The sequence below is a fragment of the Streptosporangium sp. NPDC050855 genome (assembly GCF_044456585.1).
GTDB lineage: Bacteria > Actinomycetota > Actinomycetes > Streptosporangiales > Streptosporangiaceae > Streptosporangium > Streptosporangium longisporum.
The window spans coordinates 1088511-1106680 of record NZ_JBITFY010000001.1; the positions used below are offsets into that span (position 1 = coordinate 1088511).

Annotated in this window: 12 protein-coding genes and 1 tRNA gene; 8 read left to right on the forward strand and 5 right to left on the reverse strand. The window is 72.9% G+C overall.

The genetic code is table 11. From position 1 onward, the window contains the following. The first annotated feature begins 112 nt into the window (after nucleotides 1–112). Nucleotides 113–1228 carry an NAD(P)H-dependent flavin oxidoreductase gene (locus ACIBCT_RS04905; RefSeq protein WP_399186041.1) on the forward strand — a complete coding sequence of 372 codons (1116 nt, stop codon included), beginning with the start codon at nucleotides 113–115 and terminating at the stop codon, nucleotides 1226–1228. Between the two features lie 137 nt (nucleotides 1229–1365). Next, a complete protein-coding gene (locus ACIBCT_RS04910; RefSeq protein WP_399186042.1) occupies nucleotides 1366–3099 on the forward strand; it encodes a hypothetical protein in 1734 nt (577 codons plus the stop codon). Nucleotide 3100: 1 nt separating this feature from the next. On the opposite strand, the gene ACIBCT_RS04915 is transcribed toward ACIBCT_RS04910, so the two are convergent. The 4 genes from ACIBCT_RS04915 to ACIBCT_RS04930 all read right to left on the reverse strand — a co-directional run bounded on the left by ACIBCT_RS04915 (nucleotide 3101) and on the right by ACIBCT_RS04930 (nucleotide 9110). Then, the gene (locus ACIBCT_RS04915; protein WP_399186043.1) at nucleotides 3101–4315 is read right to left on the reverse strand and encodes a cysteine desulfurase-like protein; all 1215 of its coding nucleotides are present in this window, start codon (nucleotides 4313–4315) and stop codon (nucleotides 3101–3103) included. Nucleotides 4316–4669: 354 nt separating this feature from the next. Further along, nucleotides 4670–6343 (reverse strand): TROVE domain-containing protein, encoded by a 1674-nt coding sequence (locus tag ACIBCT_RS04920; protein WP_399186044.1) that lies wholly within the window; start codon nucleotides 6341–6343, stop codon nucleotides 4670–4672. Between the two features lie 302 nt (nucleotides 6344–6645). Then, nucleotides 6646–6705 (reverse strand) — tRNA-Ser (locus tag ACIBCT_RS04925). Between the two features lie 263 nt (nucleotides 6706–6968). Beyond that, nucleotides 6969–9110: a family 16 glycoside hydrolase gene (locus tag ACIBCT_RS04930; RefSeq protein ID WP_399186045.1), complete on the reverse strand. Its 2142-nt coding sequence runs from the start codon at nucleotides 9108–9110 to the stop codon at nucleotides 6969–6971. A 242-nt stretch (nucleotides 9111–9352) separates the two neighbouring features. Here ACIBCT_RS04930 and ACIBCT_RS04935 point away from each other — a divergent pair, with 242 nt between their 5' ends. The 5 genes from ACIBCT_RS04935 to ACIBCT_RS04955 all read left to right on the forward strand — a co-directional run bounded on the left by ACIBCT_RS04935 (nucleotide 9353) and on the right by ACIBCT_RS04955 (nucleotide 15379). Next, complete coding sequence (locus tag ACIBCT_RS04935) at nucleotides 9353–10372, forward strand: LacI family DNA-binding transcriptional regulator (protein ID WP_399186046.1); 1020 nt, start codon at nucleotides 9353–9355, stop codon at nucleotides 10370–10372. Nucleotides 10373–10579: 207 nt separating this feature from the next. Further along, a complete protein-coding gene (locus tag ACIBCT_RS04940) occupies nucleotides 10580–11935 on the forward strand; it encodes an extracellular solute-binding protein (protein WP_399186047.1) in 1356 nt (451 codons plus the stop codon). Next, the gene (locus tag ACIBCT_RS04945; RefSeq protein WP_399186048.1) at nucleotides 11935–12894 is read left to right on the forward strand and encodes a carbohydrate ABC transporter permease; all 960 of its coding nucleotides are present in this window, start codon (nucleotides 11935–11937) and stop codon (nucleotides 12892–12894) included. The genes ACIBCT_RS04940 and ACIBCT_RS04945 overlap by 1 nt, the downstream gene beginning before the upstream one ends. Then, nucleotides 12894–13745 (forward strand): carbohydrate ABC transporter permease, encoded by an 852-nt coding sequence (locus ACIBCT_RS04950; RefSeq protein ID WP_399186049.1) that lies wholly within the window; start codon nucleotides 12894–12896, stop codon nucleotides 13743–13745. Before ACIBCT_RS04945 ends, ACIBCT_RS04950 begins: the two co-directional genes overlap by 1 nt. A gap of 2 nt (nucleotides 13746–13747) precedes the next feature. Further along, complete coding sequence (locus ACIBCT_RS04955) at nucleotides 13748–15379, forward strand: FAD-dependent oxidoreductase (RefSeq protein ID WP_399186050.1); 1632 nt, start codon at nucleotides 13748–13750, stop codon at nucleotides 15377–15379. 113 nt (nucleotides 15380–15492) lie between these two features. On the opposite strand, the gene ACIBCT_RS04960 is transcribed toward ACIBCT_RS04955, so the two are convergent. Next, a complete protein-coding gene (locus ACIBCT_RS04960; protein WP_399186051.1) occupies nucleotides 15493–16308 on the reverse strand; it encodes a crotonase/enoyl-CoA hydratase family protein in 816 nt (271 codons plus the stop codon). A 257-nt stretch (nucleotides 16309–16565) separates the two neighbouring features. Between ACIBCT_RS04960 and ACIBCT_RS04965 the strand changes: the two genes are divergently transcribed. After that, nucleotides 16566–18116, forward strand: a complete 1551-nt coding sequence (locus tag ACIBCT_RS04965; protein WP_399186052.1) for an acyl-CoA synthetase — start codon at nucleotides 16566–16568, stop codon at nucleotides 18114–18116. The last annotated feature ends 54 nt before the right edge of the window (nucleotides 18117–18170 follow it).

Below are 18170 nucleotides of genomic sequence, written 5' to 3' on the forward strand. Positions count from 1 at the left end.
TCCACACTTTTCGATGTTGATTACTCACGAGTAGCTTAGGTTCCGGAACGAAAGAAAGGTTCTGCATTAGAACACGTTGCAGTTTGTTCCCGGGCGGTCGTACAGTCACAGCATGCGGACACGTGTAACCGACATGCTCGGGATAGAGTTGCCGATCTTCGCGTTCAGCCACTGCCGTGACGTCGTCGCCGAGGTCAGTCGTGCCGGGGGGATGGGTGTGCTCGGCGCCCTCTACTTCACCCCCGAGGAGCTCGAGGTCGAGCTCGCATGGATCGACGACCACGTCGACGGCAGGCCCTACGGCGTCGACGTGGTCATGCCCGCCTCCTACGCGGGCTCTGACCTGGGCGTCGACTCCCCCGAGGACCTGGTCGGACGCCTCCAGGGCATGATCCCCCAGGGGCACCGGGAGTTCGTCGACGGCCTGCTCGCCGCCCACGGGGTGCCGCCGCTGTCGGCCGGCGCGGACGCGGGCAGGGTGCTGCTCGGCTGGACCGACGCCACCGCCCGACCGCAGGTGGAGGTGGCGCTGCGCCACCCGATCGCGCTGCTCGCCAACGCGCTCGGACCGCCCCCGGCCGACGTGGTCGACCAGGCCCACGCCAAGGGGGTGAAGGTGGCCGCGCTCGCCTCCACCCCCCGCCACGCGATCAAGCAGGTCGAGGTCGGCGTGGACATCGTCGTCGCGCAGGGCACCGAGGCCGGCGGGCACACCGGGGAGATCTCCACGATGGTCCTCATCCCGCAGGTGGTGGACGCCGTCGACGTCCCGGTGCTGGCCGCCGGGGGCATCGGCGACGGCCGCCAGATGGCCGCGGGGATGGCGCTGGGCGCCGAAGGGGTGTGGACCGGCTCCATCTGGCTCGCCGTCGAGGAGGCCGACACCCCCGAGATGGCCAAGCGCCGCATCCTGGAGGCCACCTCGCGCGACACCGTCCGCTCGCGGTCCTGGACCGGGAAGCCCGCCCGGCTGCTCCGCAACGAGTGGACCGACGCCTGGGAGGCGGCCGACTCGCCCGGCACGCTGCCGATGCCGCTGCAGTTCATGCTGGTCTCCGACGCGCTCCGGCGGATCGGCCGCTCCGACGCGGCCGAGCTGGCGACCTTCCCGGCCGGGCAGATCATCGGCACGATGAACCAGGTCAGGTCCTCCAGGGACGTCGTCTTCAGCATGATCGAGGGATACCTGGGCGCCGTGGAACGATTGGGTCGCATCACCGATGAGTAGGTAGCCTCTCCGGGGCGCGTACGTTAGGAACTCATCCAGAGCGACGAGTGTGGAGAACGATGCCGTCCCCCCAGGTCACAGACCGTGTCCCCGCCTCCCGGGCAGGTGCCCCCCGGCCCCCGTCCCGGGACCGGCGGGTGTTCGCCGTCGCCCTGGTGCTCGTCGTGGGCCAGCTCGCCTGGCGGGCCACGATCCTGAACCGGGGCGGCTTCTTCGGCGACGACCTCAACATGATCGGGCGGGCCACGGCCGAGCCGCTCGACCCGGGGTACCTCTTCGGCGTCTACTCCGCGCACGTGATGCCGGTGGGGATGATCGCCAACAAGCTGATCGTCGTCTTCGGCGCCTACAACTGGACGGTGACCGCCGCGGCGCTGCTGCTCCTCCAGCTCGCCGCCTCCCTGGCCGTGTACCGGATGCTGCGCGTGCTGTTCGGCACGCGCCCGGCGATCCTGGTGCCCTTCTCCCTGTACCTGTTCTCCCCGCTCGCGCTGCCCGCCTTCTACTGGTGGGCGGCGGCGGTCCAGGCGCTGCCGCTGCAGATCGCCATCGCCCTGGCCGTCGCCTCGCACGTGACGTTCCTGCGCTCGGGACGGGGGACGGACGCGCTGGTGACCGGGCTGTGGTTCCTGTTCGGGCTCTGCTCCTTCCACCTCAAGGCCGTCTTCGCCATCCCCCTGCTGCTCGTCCTGATCACCGTGCTGTACTTCCCGGTCCGGGAGCGCCTGCGCTCCCTGGCGGTGGTCCTCGGCGCGTACGCGGCCGTGGCGGGCGCGTACTCGGTCCTGTTCCTCCTGCAGCTCGACCGGCTGCACGGGCAGAGCGTCGAGACGCCCGCGGCGGAGGTGGCGGGCCGGGCGACGGCCCGGATGCTGGGCGTGACCTTCCCGGTGCTCGCGGCCGGAGGCCCGGGGAGCTGGTGGTACAAGTTCTACGCGGTGCCGCCTCCGCTGATGGTCGGCGCGGCCTGGCTGCTCGTCGCGGCGGTCGTCGCCGTCACCCTGTTCTTCCGGCGGGGGGCCTGGAAGGCGTGGCTGATCCTCGCGGTCTACCTCCCGGTGCTGATGGTGCCGATCCTGGCCGGGCGCGCGTTCGACAAGGCGCTGGGGGAGGAGGCCCGCTACCTCGCCGACGCCGTCCCGGTGCTCGCCCTGTGCCTGGCGCTGGCCACCCTGCCGCTGCTGGGCGAGACGCGGCCGTACCGGCGGCGGATCCCGGCCCGCGGCGCGGTCCGGGCGGCCTGCGTGACGCTGGCGGTGGCCGTCACCGCCCTGTCGGTGTACTCCGGGGAGAGGTACGTGGCCGGGACCGAGCCGGGCCGCGCCGAGATCCGCTCCTACCTCGCCTCGGTACGCGCGACGCTGGCCGCGGCACCGCCCGGCTCGGACGTCTACCCGCAGAAGACCCCCTACGACCGGTTCGGCTTCGGCTACGGCGACGAGGGCCTCAGCAACCTCACGCTCAGCCCGCTGGCCCCGCCTGAGCTGGCCGCGCTCATGCGCAACCCCCGGCCCGCGGCGAGCCCGCTCGTGCTCGACCCCACCGGCCGCAGGCTGGTCCCGGCCCGGCTCACCGGCCCCTACGTCGCGGCGCCGGGCGGCTGCTTCCCGCAGCAGGGCGGGGTGATCTCGATCCCCCTCGCGCACCGGGGCGGCATGGTCGTCCTCGGCCTCGACTACCGCTCGACCGCCCGGACGGCGGCCTACGTGCGGGTCGGCGGGCAGGAGGTCGAGGTGGTCTTCGAGCAGGGGGCCGGGAAGATCCACGTTCCGTTCACCGAGCCCGGCCGTTCGGTCCGGATCGAGGTGCTCTCGGCCCAGGCCCAGGTCTGCGTCACCGGCGGCCTCTTCGGCGGCCCGGCCCCGGGGTGACCTACCCGCCGAGACCGGAGGCCAGCTCGCGGACGCCCTCCAGCAGCCGGTCCACGTCGGAGGCGTCGGTGTAGGGGGCGATCCCGGCCCGGACCGCGCCGGCGTCGCCCAGGCCCAGCCGGCGCGAGCACTCCAGGGCGTAGAAGTGGCTCGCGGGGGCGTTGACGCCGCGCCCGGCCAGGAAACGGTAGACGTCGGCGGGCTTGACGCCGTCGACGGAGAACAGCGTCGTGGGGGTTCGCTCGCGCGTCGCCGCGCCGTACGAGGTCACCCCGGCGATCTGGGCCAGGCCGGTGTCGAGCCGGTCGAGCATGGCCCTCTCGTGGGCCTGCAACGCCGCCATCGAGACGGCCAGCCGCTCGCGCCTGCCTCCCTCGCCCGGCACGAGACCGGCGAGGAAGTCCACCGCCGCCGTCGTCCCGGCCAGCAGCTCGTACGGCAGCGTGCCCAGCTCGAAGCGCTCGGGCACCGCGTCGCCGGAGGGGAGCAGCTTGTCGGGACGGATCGTCTCCAGCAGGGCGGGGTCGGCGGCGAGCACGCCGAGATGCGGGCCCAGGAACTTGTAGGGCGAGCAGGCGTAGAAGTCGGCGCCGAGCCGGGCGAGATCGACCGGGACGTGCGGCGTCAGGTGCACGCCGTCGACGTAGAGCAGGGCCCCGGCCGCGTGCACCCGTTCGGCGATCGCCGGGACGTCCGGCCGGGTGCCCAGCAGGTTCGACGCGGCCGTGACCGCCACCAGCCGGGTGCGCCCGCCGAGCAGCCCGGCGACCTCGGCCACGTCCAGCTCGCCGCGCCCGGGGTCGAAGTCGGCCCAGCGGACCGTGACCCCGCGCGCCTCGGCCGCCTGCACCCAGGGCCGGATGTTGGCGTCGTGGTCGAGCCGGGTGACCACCACCTCGTCGCCGGGACGCCAGTCCTTGGCGAGCGCGCGGGCCATGTCGTAGGTGAGCTGCGTCATGCTCCGGCCGAACACGACGCCGTCCGGCCTGGCGCCGAGCAGGTCGGCCATGGCCTGGCGGGCCTCGGTGACGATCCGGTCGGCGCGCCGCTCGGCGGCGGTCTCGGCCCCCCGGTTGGAGACCGCCGACCCCAGCACGCCGGCCACGGCCCGCGCGACCTGCTCGGGGACCTGGGAGCCGCCCGGCCCGTCGAAGTGCGCCGCCCCCTCGTCCAGCGCGGGAAAACAGGCCCGTACGGCCGCCACGTCGTATGTCACGGAGTCTCCTTCGTCGCGCCTGCCGTCCATCTTGCCAGGGCGCGACCGGACCGGCCGGACCGGTCCACGGCCGGGCGAGGGGCCGGTCCGCGACCGGCAGAGGGGTGGGGGGGGGGGGGGGCGGCGCCCCCCCCCCCCCCCCGGAGCCGCGGGCGGGGGGGGGGGGCGGCCCCCCGCGGGGGGGGGGGGGCGCGCGCCGGCGCGGGGGGGGGGCCCCCCGCCGCCCGGCGGGNNNNGGGGCGGGGGGGGGGGGGGGGGGGGGGGGGGGGGGGGGGGGGGGGGGGGGGGGGGGGCGCGCGCGGGGGGGGGGGGGGCGCGGCCCCCCCCCCCCCCCCCCCCACCCCTCCTCCGTTCTCAGCGGCTCCGGAGGAAGCCGTTCACCACCGAGGGCAGGGACGCGTCCAGGCCCGCCATGTTGAGCACGCCCGCGTCCTTCGGGTCGCCGATCGAGTGCCCGGCCGCGGTCATCGCGGTGACCACGACGCGCACCCGCGGGTTGACCGCATTCCGGTAGGCGGCCAGCGCCTGGCTGGGGTGGGAGCGGCCCGCCCAGGTCTCGTTGTCGGTGAAGACCACGATGCCGTCCACGTGCCGCTTCTTCCGCAGCGCCCAGTCGAACGGCAGCGACAGGTCGGTGCCGCCCCCCGAGGGCCGCCAGGAGGCGATCTCCCGCAGGTTCGTCCGCGCGCTCACCCGGGAGGTGTGCACGGAGGTGTCGACGTCGATGACGTGCACGTTCCCCCTCTCGATGCGGGCCAGCATGACCGCCATGGCGCAGCCCACCTCGTACGGGGAGCCGATCTCCGACCCGCCCACGGTGAGGCGGCCGCCCCAGGTGCCGCTCATCGACCCCGAGGAGTCCACCGCGACCAGCAGCCGCCTGCCGGACGGCTCGACCGTGCCGAAGGAGAGCTCGTAGGTCTCCTCCAGCGCGTCCAGGATCGCCGGGACCGGCCGCCACGTCTGGACCTCGGCCCGCGGGTTCGGCCGGGAGCGGCCCGAGGCGTAGACGCGCAGGGCCAGCCAGGCGTCCATCGGGTGGATCCGCGCCCGCAGCAGCGCCTCGGCGTCGGTGAGGCGCGCGACCGCGCGGCCGGTGGCGTCGCCCAGCGGGACGAGGGTGCCGATCCTGGTCATCCGCGCGAGGTTGCGGATGAGCGCGGTCAGGCCGACCGTGTCCACCAGCGCGTCCCAGACCTCGGGCTCGCGCAGCATCGCGTCGGGCAGGAACTCCCACGGCACCCGCCGCTCGGACACGACCCGCACGGCCTCGGCCGGCGTGCTGACCGCCCTGGCCGTGAGGAACCGGTCGACCGCGGGCAGCGCCTCGCGGGCCGCGTCGTCGCCGACGTTGCCCGCGATCCACCCGAACAGCGCCCGGTGCTCGGGCGTGGCGGCCGCGGGGTGGGCGATGCGCAGCACGTCCCGCAGCGCGAGGGCCTCCCCGGCGGGGGTCCTGCGCTGCATCGCCTTGCACGCCCGGAACGCCACCGCGTCCGGCTCGTCGCGCAGGAACCAGCTCGCCAGGGTCGTCCGCAGCGCCCGCCCCACGACCAGGGAGGAGCCGTTGCGGCTCGGCTTGCCGCCGAGAGCCTTGAGGTAGCCGACGAACATCGCCAGGTGGTCGGTGGTCCGCACGACCAGCGGGAACGCGGCCTTGACGGCCTGGCGGGTGCCGGGGTCACCCCGGGCGAACGCCGCGGCGAGCGCGAAGACGGCGGGGCGGGGCTTGGGCGCGCGGGGCGGCCGCGCGGTGGAGACGTCCACGATCAGCCGGACGGCGCGGGGGCCGTCCTCGTCGATCGCCCGGAACAGCACGTCGGCGTTGTCGGCCGTCAGCCTGTCCTCGCCCACGTAGTACGTGCCCCCGGTGGTGCCGAGGATCAGGAAGTCCTCCAGCCCGTTCCAGACGTCCTTGGCGAAGCCGTAACCGCCGGCGTTGTTGCGGACCTGGTCGCGGCGGCCGGGGAGGCGCCGCATCTGCGACGTCACGATCGTGGAGATCCTCGCGAGTGGATCACGTGCCATGGCGCTCTCCTTCTGGCTCGACCCGCCGGGGAGCGGGTGTGGGGACGCGGCCCGCCGGGGTGCGGGCACGCGAAAGGGGAGGGCGGATGTGGTGACGAACGCCGGGCTTTTCCAATTGCTCTGCCGTCTGAGCTACACCGTGGCCGGGCCACGGTGGCGGGACTCGAACCCGCGACCCATTGATCCCATAACCGACGTTCTTCGACCCGCCCTCCCCTTCCGATCGGTCCTGCCGGTGGTACGGATGTGGGAGCTCCGACCGGCATAGGTGTCCTTGGCCGCTGGACGACGGATCCACAGGGTGGATCCGGCGGGATTCGAACCCGCGTCACCCGCTGAGAAGGCGGTAACCGACCGGATTCGACCCGTACCGCCGGCAGGACCGGCCGGTTCACCGGGCCGGGAGAAGACGCGGATGTGGCGACCCCGGCCGGCTTCGAGATCCGGGGATCCCGTCAGGAGTCGAACCTGTGAACCGATGACCGACCGGGTTCGACCCGTGCCCTCTCCGAGCCCGGCGAACCACGTGAAACGCTACAGAGCCACCGGAGAGCGCGCACCTGCATTTCCTGCGGGGTGGGTGCCGGGCCGGGCGCTCACCCCCGGGCAGCCCGCGTCCGGGGGGCTACGGCGTCGTGACGAGCAGGTCGTCGAGGGTCGCGGTGCCGGAGTGCATGCGCAGGCCGACCCTGCCGGACGCCGGTCCGGTGGCGGGGCCGGTCCAGGTGAGCACCTGGGCCCCGTCGACGAAGCCGGTGACGGCCGAGCCGGACATGGTCACCCTCAGCGTGCGGAACGTGCCGGGGACGATCGGGACGGAGGCGCCGGCGAGCAGGGTGAGCGTGCCGCCGCTCTTCCTGTACAGGTCGGCGGTGTCGGTCGTGTCGTTGAGCCGGAACAGGTAGAAGTCGGACGCGGACGCGTACCGGAAGACCAGGCCCGCGTTGGCGCCCGCGGTGTTCACCCTGACCCGCCCCTGGACGGTGTGGTCGGTCCAGGGGACGGAGCCGGTGACGGCGAGGCTCTCGGCGGGCGCGGTGGAGGTCTGGGAGTACGCGCCGCCGGTGACCGACCACGACCCGCCGGAGGTCGTCCAGCCCGCCGCGTCGCCGTCGCCGAAGTCGTCCGACAGCAGGACGGTGGCGGGGACGGCGGCCGACTCGTGCGCGCCCCGGTCGGGGGCGCCCTGGTAGAGCGCGGTCCCGAAGAAGTCCCGGCCGCCGGACGGGGAGACCGCGACGCCGCTGTCGATCGCGGGCGAGCCCGGCCGGAGCCGGTAGGCGCCCGCGGAGGCCAGGCCGGTCGCGCCGCCCGGCGTGACGAACCGGGGATCGGCGATGATCTCGTGGGGATCGTCGGGCTGGGAGGCGTTGGTCCCCCAGTAGAGGTTGTGGTCGTAGGTGACGTTGCCGCTGATGCTGTAGGCGCCGCCTGCCTGGTTCACGAAGATGTTGCCGACGTAGGCCACCTGCCCGGTCGACGTCCCGGTCATCTGGCCGGTCTGCCCGGCCGAGCGGTAGAAGACGTTGTTGTGGACCTTCAGGTCGCCCGACCCGTTGACCAGGTGGAACACCCCGACGCTGCGGTCCAGGTCGTTCTGGGAGATGTTGTAGCGGAACACGTTGTCGTCGGTCTGGTCCATCACGAGCAGCGTGCCGCCCTCGTTGTCCTGGCTGTAGTTGTACTGGTAGACGCTGCGGTGGACCCTCTGGTCGAAGTCCCAGGGCTGGCCGTCGCCGTCGAGCCTGCGGGTGCGGAAGGCCTGGTTGAACTGGAAGACCGCGTCGGTCGTGGCGTACATCCACTGCGCGGCCACGACCGCGATGTCGTCGAGGTACGGCAGCGTCGAGGTGGTGGACTCGCCGATCCGGTCGGTGGTGTTGTGCTCGACGAGCGGGGCCAGCCCGGAGCGGACGAGGATCCCGTCGCGGTGGATCCGGGTGACGGTGTTGCCGCGGATCACCAGGTTCCGGAAGGCGTCGAGGTCGTGCGCCCAGGTGGTGTTGAGCAGCGCGTCGGTCATGGTCTGGATGCCGGTGTCGGCGACGTTGTCGATGGTGTTGCCCTCGATGAGCACGTCCGTCCAGGTGCTCTCGGGGTCGGTGGCGGCTCCCCGGGCGTGGACGTTGATCCCGCCGGTCCGCCGGTCGGTGCCGAACACGTCGTGGACGTACATGTTCCTGACGTGGATGTGCGCGAGGTTCCCCGCGCCGGCGCCCTCGCCGACGACGAGGACCCCGCTGCGCCGCCGGTCGGTGGGCTGCTGCCCGCTGGTGATCTCCAGATCGCCGATCTCCCAGTGCGAGACGTTCCGCAGCCGCACCCCGAAGCCCTCGCCGTTCACGGCCGTGTCGGCGAAGTCGACGCGGGGCCTGGCGCCGGTGCCGTACCGGCCCAGGACGATCGGCGATCCGGCCGCTCCCGAGCCGCGCAGGTCGAGGTACTGGCCCGTCCAGACGCCGCCGGACTTCAGCAGGATCCGGTCGCCGGGGCCGAAGACCTGGGCGTTGACCTTGCCGAGCGTCCTCCACGCCGTCGCGGCCGAGGTCCCGGCCGCGGTGTCGGAGCCGCCGGTCGCGTCGACGTGGTAGGTGGTCCCGGCGACGGCGGCACGGGAGACCCGGTCCGCGCCGGTGTGGACGGTCGCGGCCGTACGGGAGACGGCAGCCGTGCCGGAGGGGGAGACGGTCCCGGCCGCGTGGGCGGCCTGCGGAAGGAGGAGTGCGCCGACGAGCGCCAGGACGGCCGAGGTGCCGGAAAGCCCCACGCTGATACCTCTGATTCGTATTAGTAATACATGACCTGCGAAAACATGCGCTTCCCCGATTCGTAGGGGGAAGGTAGCCCCCGGGCTTCGCGACCGTCAAGGGCGGGCTTCCGGCAGGTTTCGAGATCCTTTCGCCGAAGGTGTTGACAGCGCCCCGTCCGTCTTGCAAGGTTTCGCCAATACGAATCAGCCAACATCCCTTGATGGCTGTCCCCGCTGAACTGATACGAATTAGGAGAGTGATGGAGGGACAACGGCGCCGGGCCCGCCAGGCCGACGTTGCCAGGCTCGCGGGCGTCTCCCAGGCCACGGTCTCCGCGGTCGTCAACGGCCGGGGCCCGGAGACCGGGATCCCGGAGCAGACCGTCCAGCGCGTGCTGGAGGCGGTGCGCCAGCTCGGTTACGCCGCCAACCCGGCGGCCCGCAGCCTGCGCGGGAAGCGCAACCGCCTGCTCGGCGTCCACACCTTCGAGTCGATCTTCCCGGTCGACCAGCTCGACTTCTACCACGAGTTCCTGGTCGGCATCGAGCAGCAGGCCGTCGCCGACGGCTACGACCTGGTGCTGTTCGCCTCCACCGAGGACCTCGACGGCCGCCGCCGGATCTACAGCGACGGGATGAACCGGCTCGCGCTCGCGGACGGCAGCGTCCTGCTCGGTGTCGAGCCCGGCTCCACCGAGCTGGCCCGGCTCGCCGCCGAGGGATACCCCTTCGTCCACATAGGGCGCAGGACCGTGCCCGGCACCGAGATCGCCTGGGTCGGCGCCGACTACGCCAGCGCCACCCGGGAGGTCGTCGGCAGGCTCGCCGCGCTGGGTCACCGGCGCATCGCCTACGTCACCGGGCCGGACCGGATGGAGGTCTTCCTCGACAAGGAGGCCGGCTACCGGGCCGGCTGCGCCGACGCGGGACTGCCCGAGCTGATGTACGTCACGTCGCAGCTCGACCCGGCCTGGGTCGACGCCGCGCACGCCGGTGGCGTCACCGCCGTCCTGGCCGAGAACGAACCCCTGGCCAGGCAGCTCGTCGCCGCGCTGGCCGAGCGCGGCATGGCCGCTCCCGCGGACATGTCGGTGGTCGTCCTGGTGACGATGACCGAGAGCGGCTGGAGCAGCCTGCGGATCCCCCGCAACGAGATGGGCCGCAGCGCGGTGAAGATGCTCACCCGTATCCTGGCCGGTTCCGGGGACCCGGGCGACCGGCACCACCTGCTGCCCTGCGGCCTGCCCGACGACCACATGATCGGCCCGCCCGGATCCTGACCACGACCGAACCCCACTTCCCGGCGGCCACCCGATCGGCCCGCCCGGACTCTGACGACGAACCACGACCGGCCCCACGGCTCCCGATGACCACCTGACGGCCCGCCGGGCTCCCGGCCACGAACGAACACCTCCCACCTCCCGGCGGTCCAGCGCCGGGAGCCGCCCCTCCCCCTTTCGAATCACCCTCCGAAACAGGAGCAGCTCATGATCACAAACCGGTGGACGTCCGTCGACAGGCGCGGACTCCTCGCCGCCGCGACCGCCGCGGGCGTCCTTCTCGCCGTGACGGCCTGCGGGACGGGCGGCGGTGGCGCCGATGGCGCCGATGGCGCCGGTGGCGCGACCGGCGCGGGAGGCGGGGACGCGAACGCCGCGCTGACCGTCTGGTTCCCCGGCAACTCCGCCCCGGAGATCGAGCTCGTCACCAAGAGGCTGGTGCCGGAGTTCGAGGCCGCCAACAAGGCGAAGGTCCAGGTCACCTTCGTCGACTGGGCCCAGATGTCGCCCAAGCTCAACGCCGGTTTCGCCGGCAACAGCGCCCCCGACGTGTTCGGCCACGGCCCGGCCGCCGCCGCAGGTTTCGCCGCGGCCGGGCGGATCGAGCCGCTCGACGACCGGATCGCCGCCCTGCCCGCCGAGGACAGGACCGACCTCGCGCCCTACCTGGCCGGTGGCCGGGTGGAAGGCAGGCAGTACCTGATCCCGCTGGGCGGCAACGGCGTCCTCGTCGCCTACCGCAAGGACCTGCTGTCGGAGGCCGGCGTCACCGAGCCGACCACCTGGGCCGAGGCCGCCGAGGCGGCCGGGAAGCTGACCGTCCGCGACGGTGGAACGATCCAGCGGGCCGGGCTGATGCTCCAGTCCGCCAAGATCCAGCGCGTGCAGAGCTTCCAGGGGCTGATCGGCTCCGAGGGCGGCACGCTGCTGTCACAGGACGGCCGGAAGGTCACCTGGAACTCACCCGAGGGCGTGAAGGCGCTGGAGTACTTCGCCGGTCTCTACAGCGGCGACGCCAAGGTCAGCGACCAGCTCGGCCGCGACTTCGCCAACCAGCCCGCCGGGCAGAACCCGCTCGCCACCGGCAAGGCGGCGATGGTCTCCGCGACCGCGGGCCAGGTGCTCCAGATGGTCAAGGCCGTGCCCGGCCTCGCCTCCAAGATCGGGGTGCTGCCCCCGCTGAGGTCCGCCGAGGCGAAGACCTTCGGCGGGGCGACCACCGGCCTGTTCGTCAACGCCGACTCGGCGAGGAAGGACCTCGCCTGGAAGTTCACCGCGTTCATGGTCTCCAAGGGCGTGAACGAGCGCTACGCCGAGGCCGTCGGCGGGCTCCCGGTGCGCGCCTCGGCCGCCCAGGGCGCCTACGTCACCGGGCAGCCGCTGCTGAAGCCGTTCATCGACGCCGCCCCCGCCTACCAGGGCAGCCCGAACGTCCCGGCCTGGGTGCAGGTCCGCGACGTGCTCGACAAGCACCTGGAGGAGGCGCTGGCCGGGAAGGCGACCGCGAAGAAGGCCCTGGACGACGCGGCGGCCGAGGCCGGGCCGCTCCTCGCGGCCCAGTGATGGCGCTCCTTGCCGAGCGCGGCGGCGACCGGCCCGCGGCACCGTCGCGGACCGGTCCCCGGGGGATCCGGGGGGCCCGGGGCGCCTCGGGCAGGGGCCCGACCGGGCGCCGCAGGCTCGTCGGGCTCGCCTTCACCGCCCCGGTCCTGGTCTACCTGGCCGTCTTCCAGCTCTTCCCGGTGCTGTACGGGTTCTACCTGAGCTTCACCAGTTACAGCCCGCTCGACCGGGGCGCGCCCCGGCCGGTCGGTGTCGGCAACTACACGGCCCTGCTCGGCTCGGCCGACTTCCTGAAGTCCCTGCGGGTGACCCTCCAGTTCGTCGCGGAGGTGCTGCCGTTCGCGGTCGGCATCGCGCTCGGCCTGGCGCTGCTGGCCAACCGGAGGATCCCCGGCATCGGGCTGCTGCGGGCCGGGCTGTTCCTGCCCCGGATCGTCCCGCTGACGGCGGTCAGCCTGGTGTGGCTGTGGATGTACTCCCCGGACGGCTGGTTCAACGACCTCGCGGGCTCCCTCGGCCTCGCCCCCCGCGACTGGCTCCTCGACGAGGACACCGCCCTGCACTCGGTCGCGGTCATGCGGGTGTGGAAGGCCCTCGGCGGCAACATGGTGCTCTTCCTGGCCGGGCTCCAGGCGATCCCGGGCGTCCTGTACGAGGCCGCGAAGATGGACGGCGCGGGCGCCTGGGCACGGTTCCGGCACGTGACGCTGCCCGGCCTGCGGCCGGTGATGGTCTACGTGGTCACGATCAACATCGTCTACCTGTCGCAGTCGTTCGCCGAGATCTTCATCCTCACCGGCGGCGGGCCGCTGGGCTCGACCACGACCACCAACTACCTGATCTACCAGGAGGCGTTCCAGAACAACCGGTTCGGCTCCGCCAGCGCCATGGCCTTCGTGCTGTTCGCGGCGATCTTCGCCTTCGCGCTCGTCGCGATGCGCGGGAACGGGAGGAAGTGATGCGCAGGCCGGGATCCGTGGTCGCGCTGGTCATCGCCACGCTGCTGGTGCTCGTCCCGTTCTGGTGGATGGTCTCGATCGCGTTCAAGCCGGAGTCGGAGGTGTTCTCGGCCGAGCCGAGGCTGCTGCCGGACGACCCGGTCCTGGACAACTTCTCCGTCGCCCTGGACGCGGGCAACCTCGCCACCGCGATGACGAACTCGCTGGTCGTCGCCCTGCTGGTCGTCGTCGCCAACTGCGTGTTCGCACTGCTCGCCGGGTACGCCTTCGCCAAGCTGCCCTACCGGGGGAGCAACGCGATCTTCATGACGATCGTCGCGACCACGATGGTGCCGGTGGCGGTGACCGTCATCCCGCTGTTCCTGATCGCCAAGGGGATCCCGCTGGCGGGCGGGAACGACCTGCTCGGGCGGGGCGGCTCCGGGCTGCTCGACTCGCTGGCCGGGCTGACCCTGCCGCACCTGATCGGGCCGCTCAACGTCTTCCTGGCCCGGCAGTACTTCATGGGCCTCCCCGACGAGCTGGGCGAGGCCGCCCGGGTCGACGGCGCGAGCGAGTTCCGGCTCTTCTGGAGGATCTACCTGCCGCTGGCGAGACCGCTGGTCGCGACCGTCGCGGTGTTCGCCTTCACCGCCGTCTGGGACGACTTCCTCTGGCCGCTCGTCATCACGAGCTCACCCGGGACGCAGACCGTCCAGCTGGCCCTGAGCCAGTTCCTGACCGGCGGGAACGTCGCCTACGGGCCCGCCATGGCCGGCTCGGTGCTGGTGCTGCTGCCGGTCCTGGCCGTCTTCGTCTTCAACCAACGCAGTTTCGTCGCCGGCCTGTCCGAGGGCGGCGTGAAGGGATGATCATGCAGGAGACGCACGCGCCGGTGCTGGTGGTCGGCGGGGGCCTCGGCGGTGTCGCCGCGGCGCTGACCGCGGCGCGACTCGGCCGGCGGGTGGTGCTCACCGAGGAGACCGACTGGCTGGGCGGCCAGCTCACCGCCCAGGCGGTCCCGCCGGACGAGAACCCGTGGATCGAGTCGCGCTACGCCTCGCCGAGCTACCGCAGGCTGCGCGAGGGCATCCGCGGCCACTACCGCCGCAACTACCCGCTGCGCGCCCCGGTGGCCGCGCAGCGCCTGCTCAACCCGGGCCTCGGCGTGGTCAGCGGGCTGTGCCACGAGCCCCGGGCGGCGCTGGCCGTCATCGAGGAGCTGCTTGCGCCGTACCGGACCGCGGGGCTGGTCACCGTCCTGCTGCGGCACGTGCCCGTGGCGGCCGAGGTGACGGGAGACCGGGTCGACGCGATCACCTTCGCCCGGCCCGACGGGACCGAGCTGGTCGTGACGGCCGACTACGTCGTGGACGCCACCGATCTCGGCGACCTGCTCCCGCTGGCCGGGGTCGAGCACGTGGTGGGCGCCGAGGGCGTCGCCGACACCGGGGAGCCGCACGCCGCGCCCGTGGCCGACCCGCTCGACCAGCAGGCCGTCAGCTGGTGCTTCCCGCTGGAGTACCGTCCGGGCGAGGACCACACGATCGACCGCCCGGCCGGCTACGCCCACTGGAGCACCCACCGGCCCCCGTTCTGGCCCGGACCCCAGCTGTCCTGGACGGACGTGGAGCCGATCGACCTGTCGGTACGCTCGCGCGGCCTGTTCCACGACAACGGGCACGTCCCCGGGGAGCACGACCTGTGGCACTTCCGCCGGATCGTGGCCGCGGAGCAGTACGAGCCCGGCGTCATCTCCCGCGACGTCACCCTGGTGAACTGGCCGCAGATCGACTACTGGGACCGGCCGCTGATCGGCCCCGGCGCCGACCGGGACGCCGCGCTGGCCGGTGCCCGCGACCTGTCGCTGTCGTTCCTGTACTGGATGCAGACCGAGGCCGGGTACCCGGGCCTGCGGTTGCGTCCCGACCTCGTCGGCACCGAGGACGGCCTGGCCAAGTCGGTGTACGTCCGCGAGTCGCGGCGGATCAGGGCCGAGTTCACCGTGCTGGAGCAGCACGTCGGGGTCCAGGCGCGCGCGGGTTCCGGCGGCGGGTCCCTCGCCGGGTCCCTCGCCGGGTCCGAGGTGTTCGCCGACGCGGTCGGGCTGGGCTCGTACCGGATCGACCTGCACCCGAGCACGTCCGGCCGCACCTACGTCGACGTCGACTGCTACCCCTTCCAGATCCCGCTCGGCGCGCTGCTGCCGCAGCGGGTCGACAACCTGCTGCCCGCGAACAAGAACATCGGCACTACCCACGTCACCAACGGCTGCTACCGGCTGCACCCCGTGGAGTGGAGCATCGGCGAGGCCGTGGGCGCGCTGGTGGCGCAGGCGCTGGCCGTCGGCCTGCCGCCGCGCAAGATCCGCTCCGACCCGGCCCGGCTCGCCGACTTCCGGCGGACGCTGACCGAGACCCTCGGCATCGCCCTCGCCTGGCCGGAGGAGATCAGGACCACCCCGTGCGGCCGGCAGCCCGCCGTCCCGCAGCTCGTGGAGGACTGACGCGACCGCACCGGCCGCACCGGCCGGGTCCGTGTCCGGGGCCCGCCGTCCACCGGTTCGCGGGAGACCGGCACGACCGCCCCGGCCCGGCCCGTGAGGGACGGGCCCGGGGGTCACTCGCCCAGGTAGACGGCCGGGCGCTTCTCGCGGAAGGCGCGCGAGCCCTCCTTGGCGTCCTCGGAACCGATCACCGGCCAGCCCAGGCCGTCGGAGACCTTCAGCGCCTCGGCCTCGGCCATGCCCAGGGTCTCGCGGTAGGTGCGCAGGATGGCCTGGACGGCGAGCGGGCCGCACTCGGCGACCTGACCGGCGATCTCCAGGGCGACGGCCAGCGCCCGGCCGTCGGGGACGATCCGGTTGACCAGGCCCATGGACAGCGCCTCGGCGGCGGTGACGGCCCGGCCGGTCAGCAGGATGTCCATGGCGAAGGCGTAGGGGATCTGGCGCGGGAGCCGGACGGCCGAGCCGCCCATCGGGAACAGGGCGCGCCTCGCCTCGAACAGGCCGAGCGTCGCCGACTCGGCGACCACCCGCAGGTCGGTGCCGACCAGCAGCTCGGTGCCCCCGGCCACGGCGTACCCCTCGACCGCGCAGACGACCGGCTTGGACGGCAGCGCCCCGGTGTCGCGGAGCAGGCCCTTCCAGTGGAAGTCCGGGATGGCCGCGGCCCGCTCCCTGACCCTGGGGTCCTGAGAGGGGGTGCCCATGGCCTTGAGGTCGGCGCCCGCGCAGAACGTCCCGTTCGCACCGGTCAGCACGGCGACGCGCACCCCGGGCTCGGCCGAGACGTACGCCCAGGCGTCGGCCAGGCCGACCAGCATGTCCGTGGAGAGGGCGTTGCGCGCCTCGGGCCGGTCCATGGTGACGACGACCACGTGGCCGTCACGCTCGATCCGGCAGTGCGGGGTGCTGATCGGCAGAAGCTCCACGGGACGACCTCCGTTGGTCACGAGCACGTGCCCGGCACTCCTGGATCGGGTGCCGCAGGGCGTGAAAGAGTCGAGGTCCGGGCGGGACCGGTGGCTTGTATCAAGCGCTTGCTCGGCATGTCTCCCGGGGTTAGTCTGCCCATGCGTACAAGAACGAATTCTTGTTCCATCTTTCCCGTTCCGCCAGGGGTTGAAGCAAAAAAGAGAACGTGATTCACCCTGACGGTCCCGGAGCCTTTCGACAGAGAGGACGGCCGATGGGCACGCTCGGTTTCTGGAGACTGGCCGCCGCCGACCCCGCCTGGGTGGCCGCGGTGGACCCGGACGGCACCGAACACCGCGCCGGCGACCTCCTGGCCCGTGCCAACCGGCTCGTCCACGGCCTGCGCGACCTCGGCCTGCGGCCGGGCGACGGCGTGTGCGGGCTCGTGCCCAACGGCTCCGACGGGCTGGTCCTCTACCTGGCCGCCCTCCAGGCCGGGTGGTACTACACCCCGATCAACTGGCACCTCACCGGCCCCGAGATCGGCTACATCGTCGCCGACAGCGAGGCCGGGGCCTTCTTCGTGGACGAGCGCCACGCCGAGGAGGGCATGCGCGGCGCCGCCGCGTCCGGCATCGCCCCCGAGCGCGTCTTCGCGTTCGGCCGCGTGGAGGGGGCGCGGCCGGTCTCGGACCTCACCGAAGGCCGGCCGGACACCGCCCCGGCCGACCGCACCGCGGGCGCCACCATGCACTACACCTCCGGCACCACCGGCAGGCCCAAGGGGGTGCGCCGCCCCCTCAGCGGGCTGGACCCCGACGACGCCGCCGAGCTGATGACGTTCCTGCTCACCCTGTTCGGCGTCACCCCGCTCGGGGAGAACGCCCACCTGGTCACCTCGCCGAACTACCACACCGCGGTCACCCAGTTCGGCGGGACGGCCCTGCACATGGGGCACACCCTCGTCTACATGGACAGGTGGGACGCCGAGGAGACGCTCCGGCTCTGCGAGAGGTACCGCGTCACCAGCTCCCACATGGTCCCCACCCACTTCAAGCGCCTGCTCGCGCTCCCGGCCGGGACGCGGGCGAAGTACGACCTCTCCTCGCTCAGGTGGATGATCCACGCCGCGGCCCCCTGCCCGGTCCCGGTGAAGTGGGCGATGCTCGAATGGTGGGGCGACTGCATCTACGAGTACTACGCCGCGACCGAGGGCGGCGGCACCATCGCCACCCCCGAGGGCTGGAGGCGGTACCCCGGCACGGTCGGCACCGCCTGGCCGATCAGCGAGCTGCTCATCGTGGACGAGGACCTGGAGCCCGTCCCGGCCGGGACCCCCGGCACCGTCTACATGAAGATGGCCGGGGTCGCCTTCGAGTACAAGGGCGACCCGGCCAAGACCGCGGCGAACCGGCTGCGCGACCACTTCACCGTCGGCGACATCGGCTACCTCAACGAGGAGGGCTTCCTCTTCCTCTGCGACCGCAAGGCCGACATGATCATCTCCGGCGGGACCAACATCTACCCGGCCGAGATCGAGAACGAGCTGATGGTTCACCCCAAGGTCGCGGACGTGGCCGTGTTCGGCATCCCGGACGACGAGTGGGGCGAGCAGATCAAGGCCGTGGTCGAGCCCGCCCCCGGGGTGACCCCCTCGCCCGAGCTGGCCGCCGAGCTGGTCGAGTCGCTCCGGGGCCGCCTGGCGAGGATGAAGTGGCCCCGCTCCGTCGACTTCATCGAGGAGATGCCCCGCGAGCCCAACGGCAAGCTCCTCAAACGCAAGCTGCGTGACCCGTACTGGGAGGGACGCGAACGTGCCATCTAGCGAGACCGCCGGGCACCCCGGCGACGGCGGCGACCACGGCGGGGACGGCGGCGC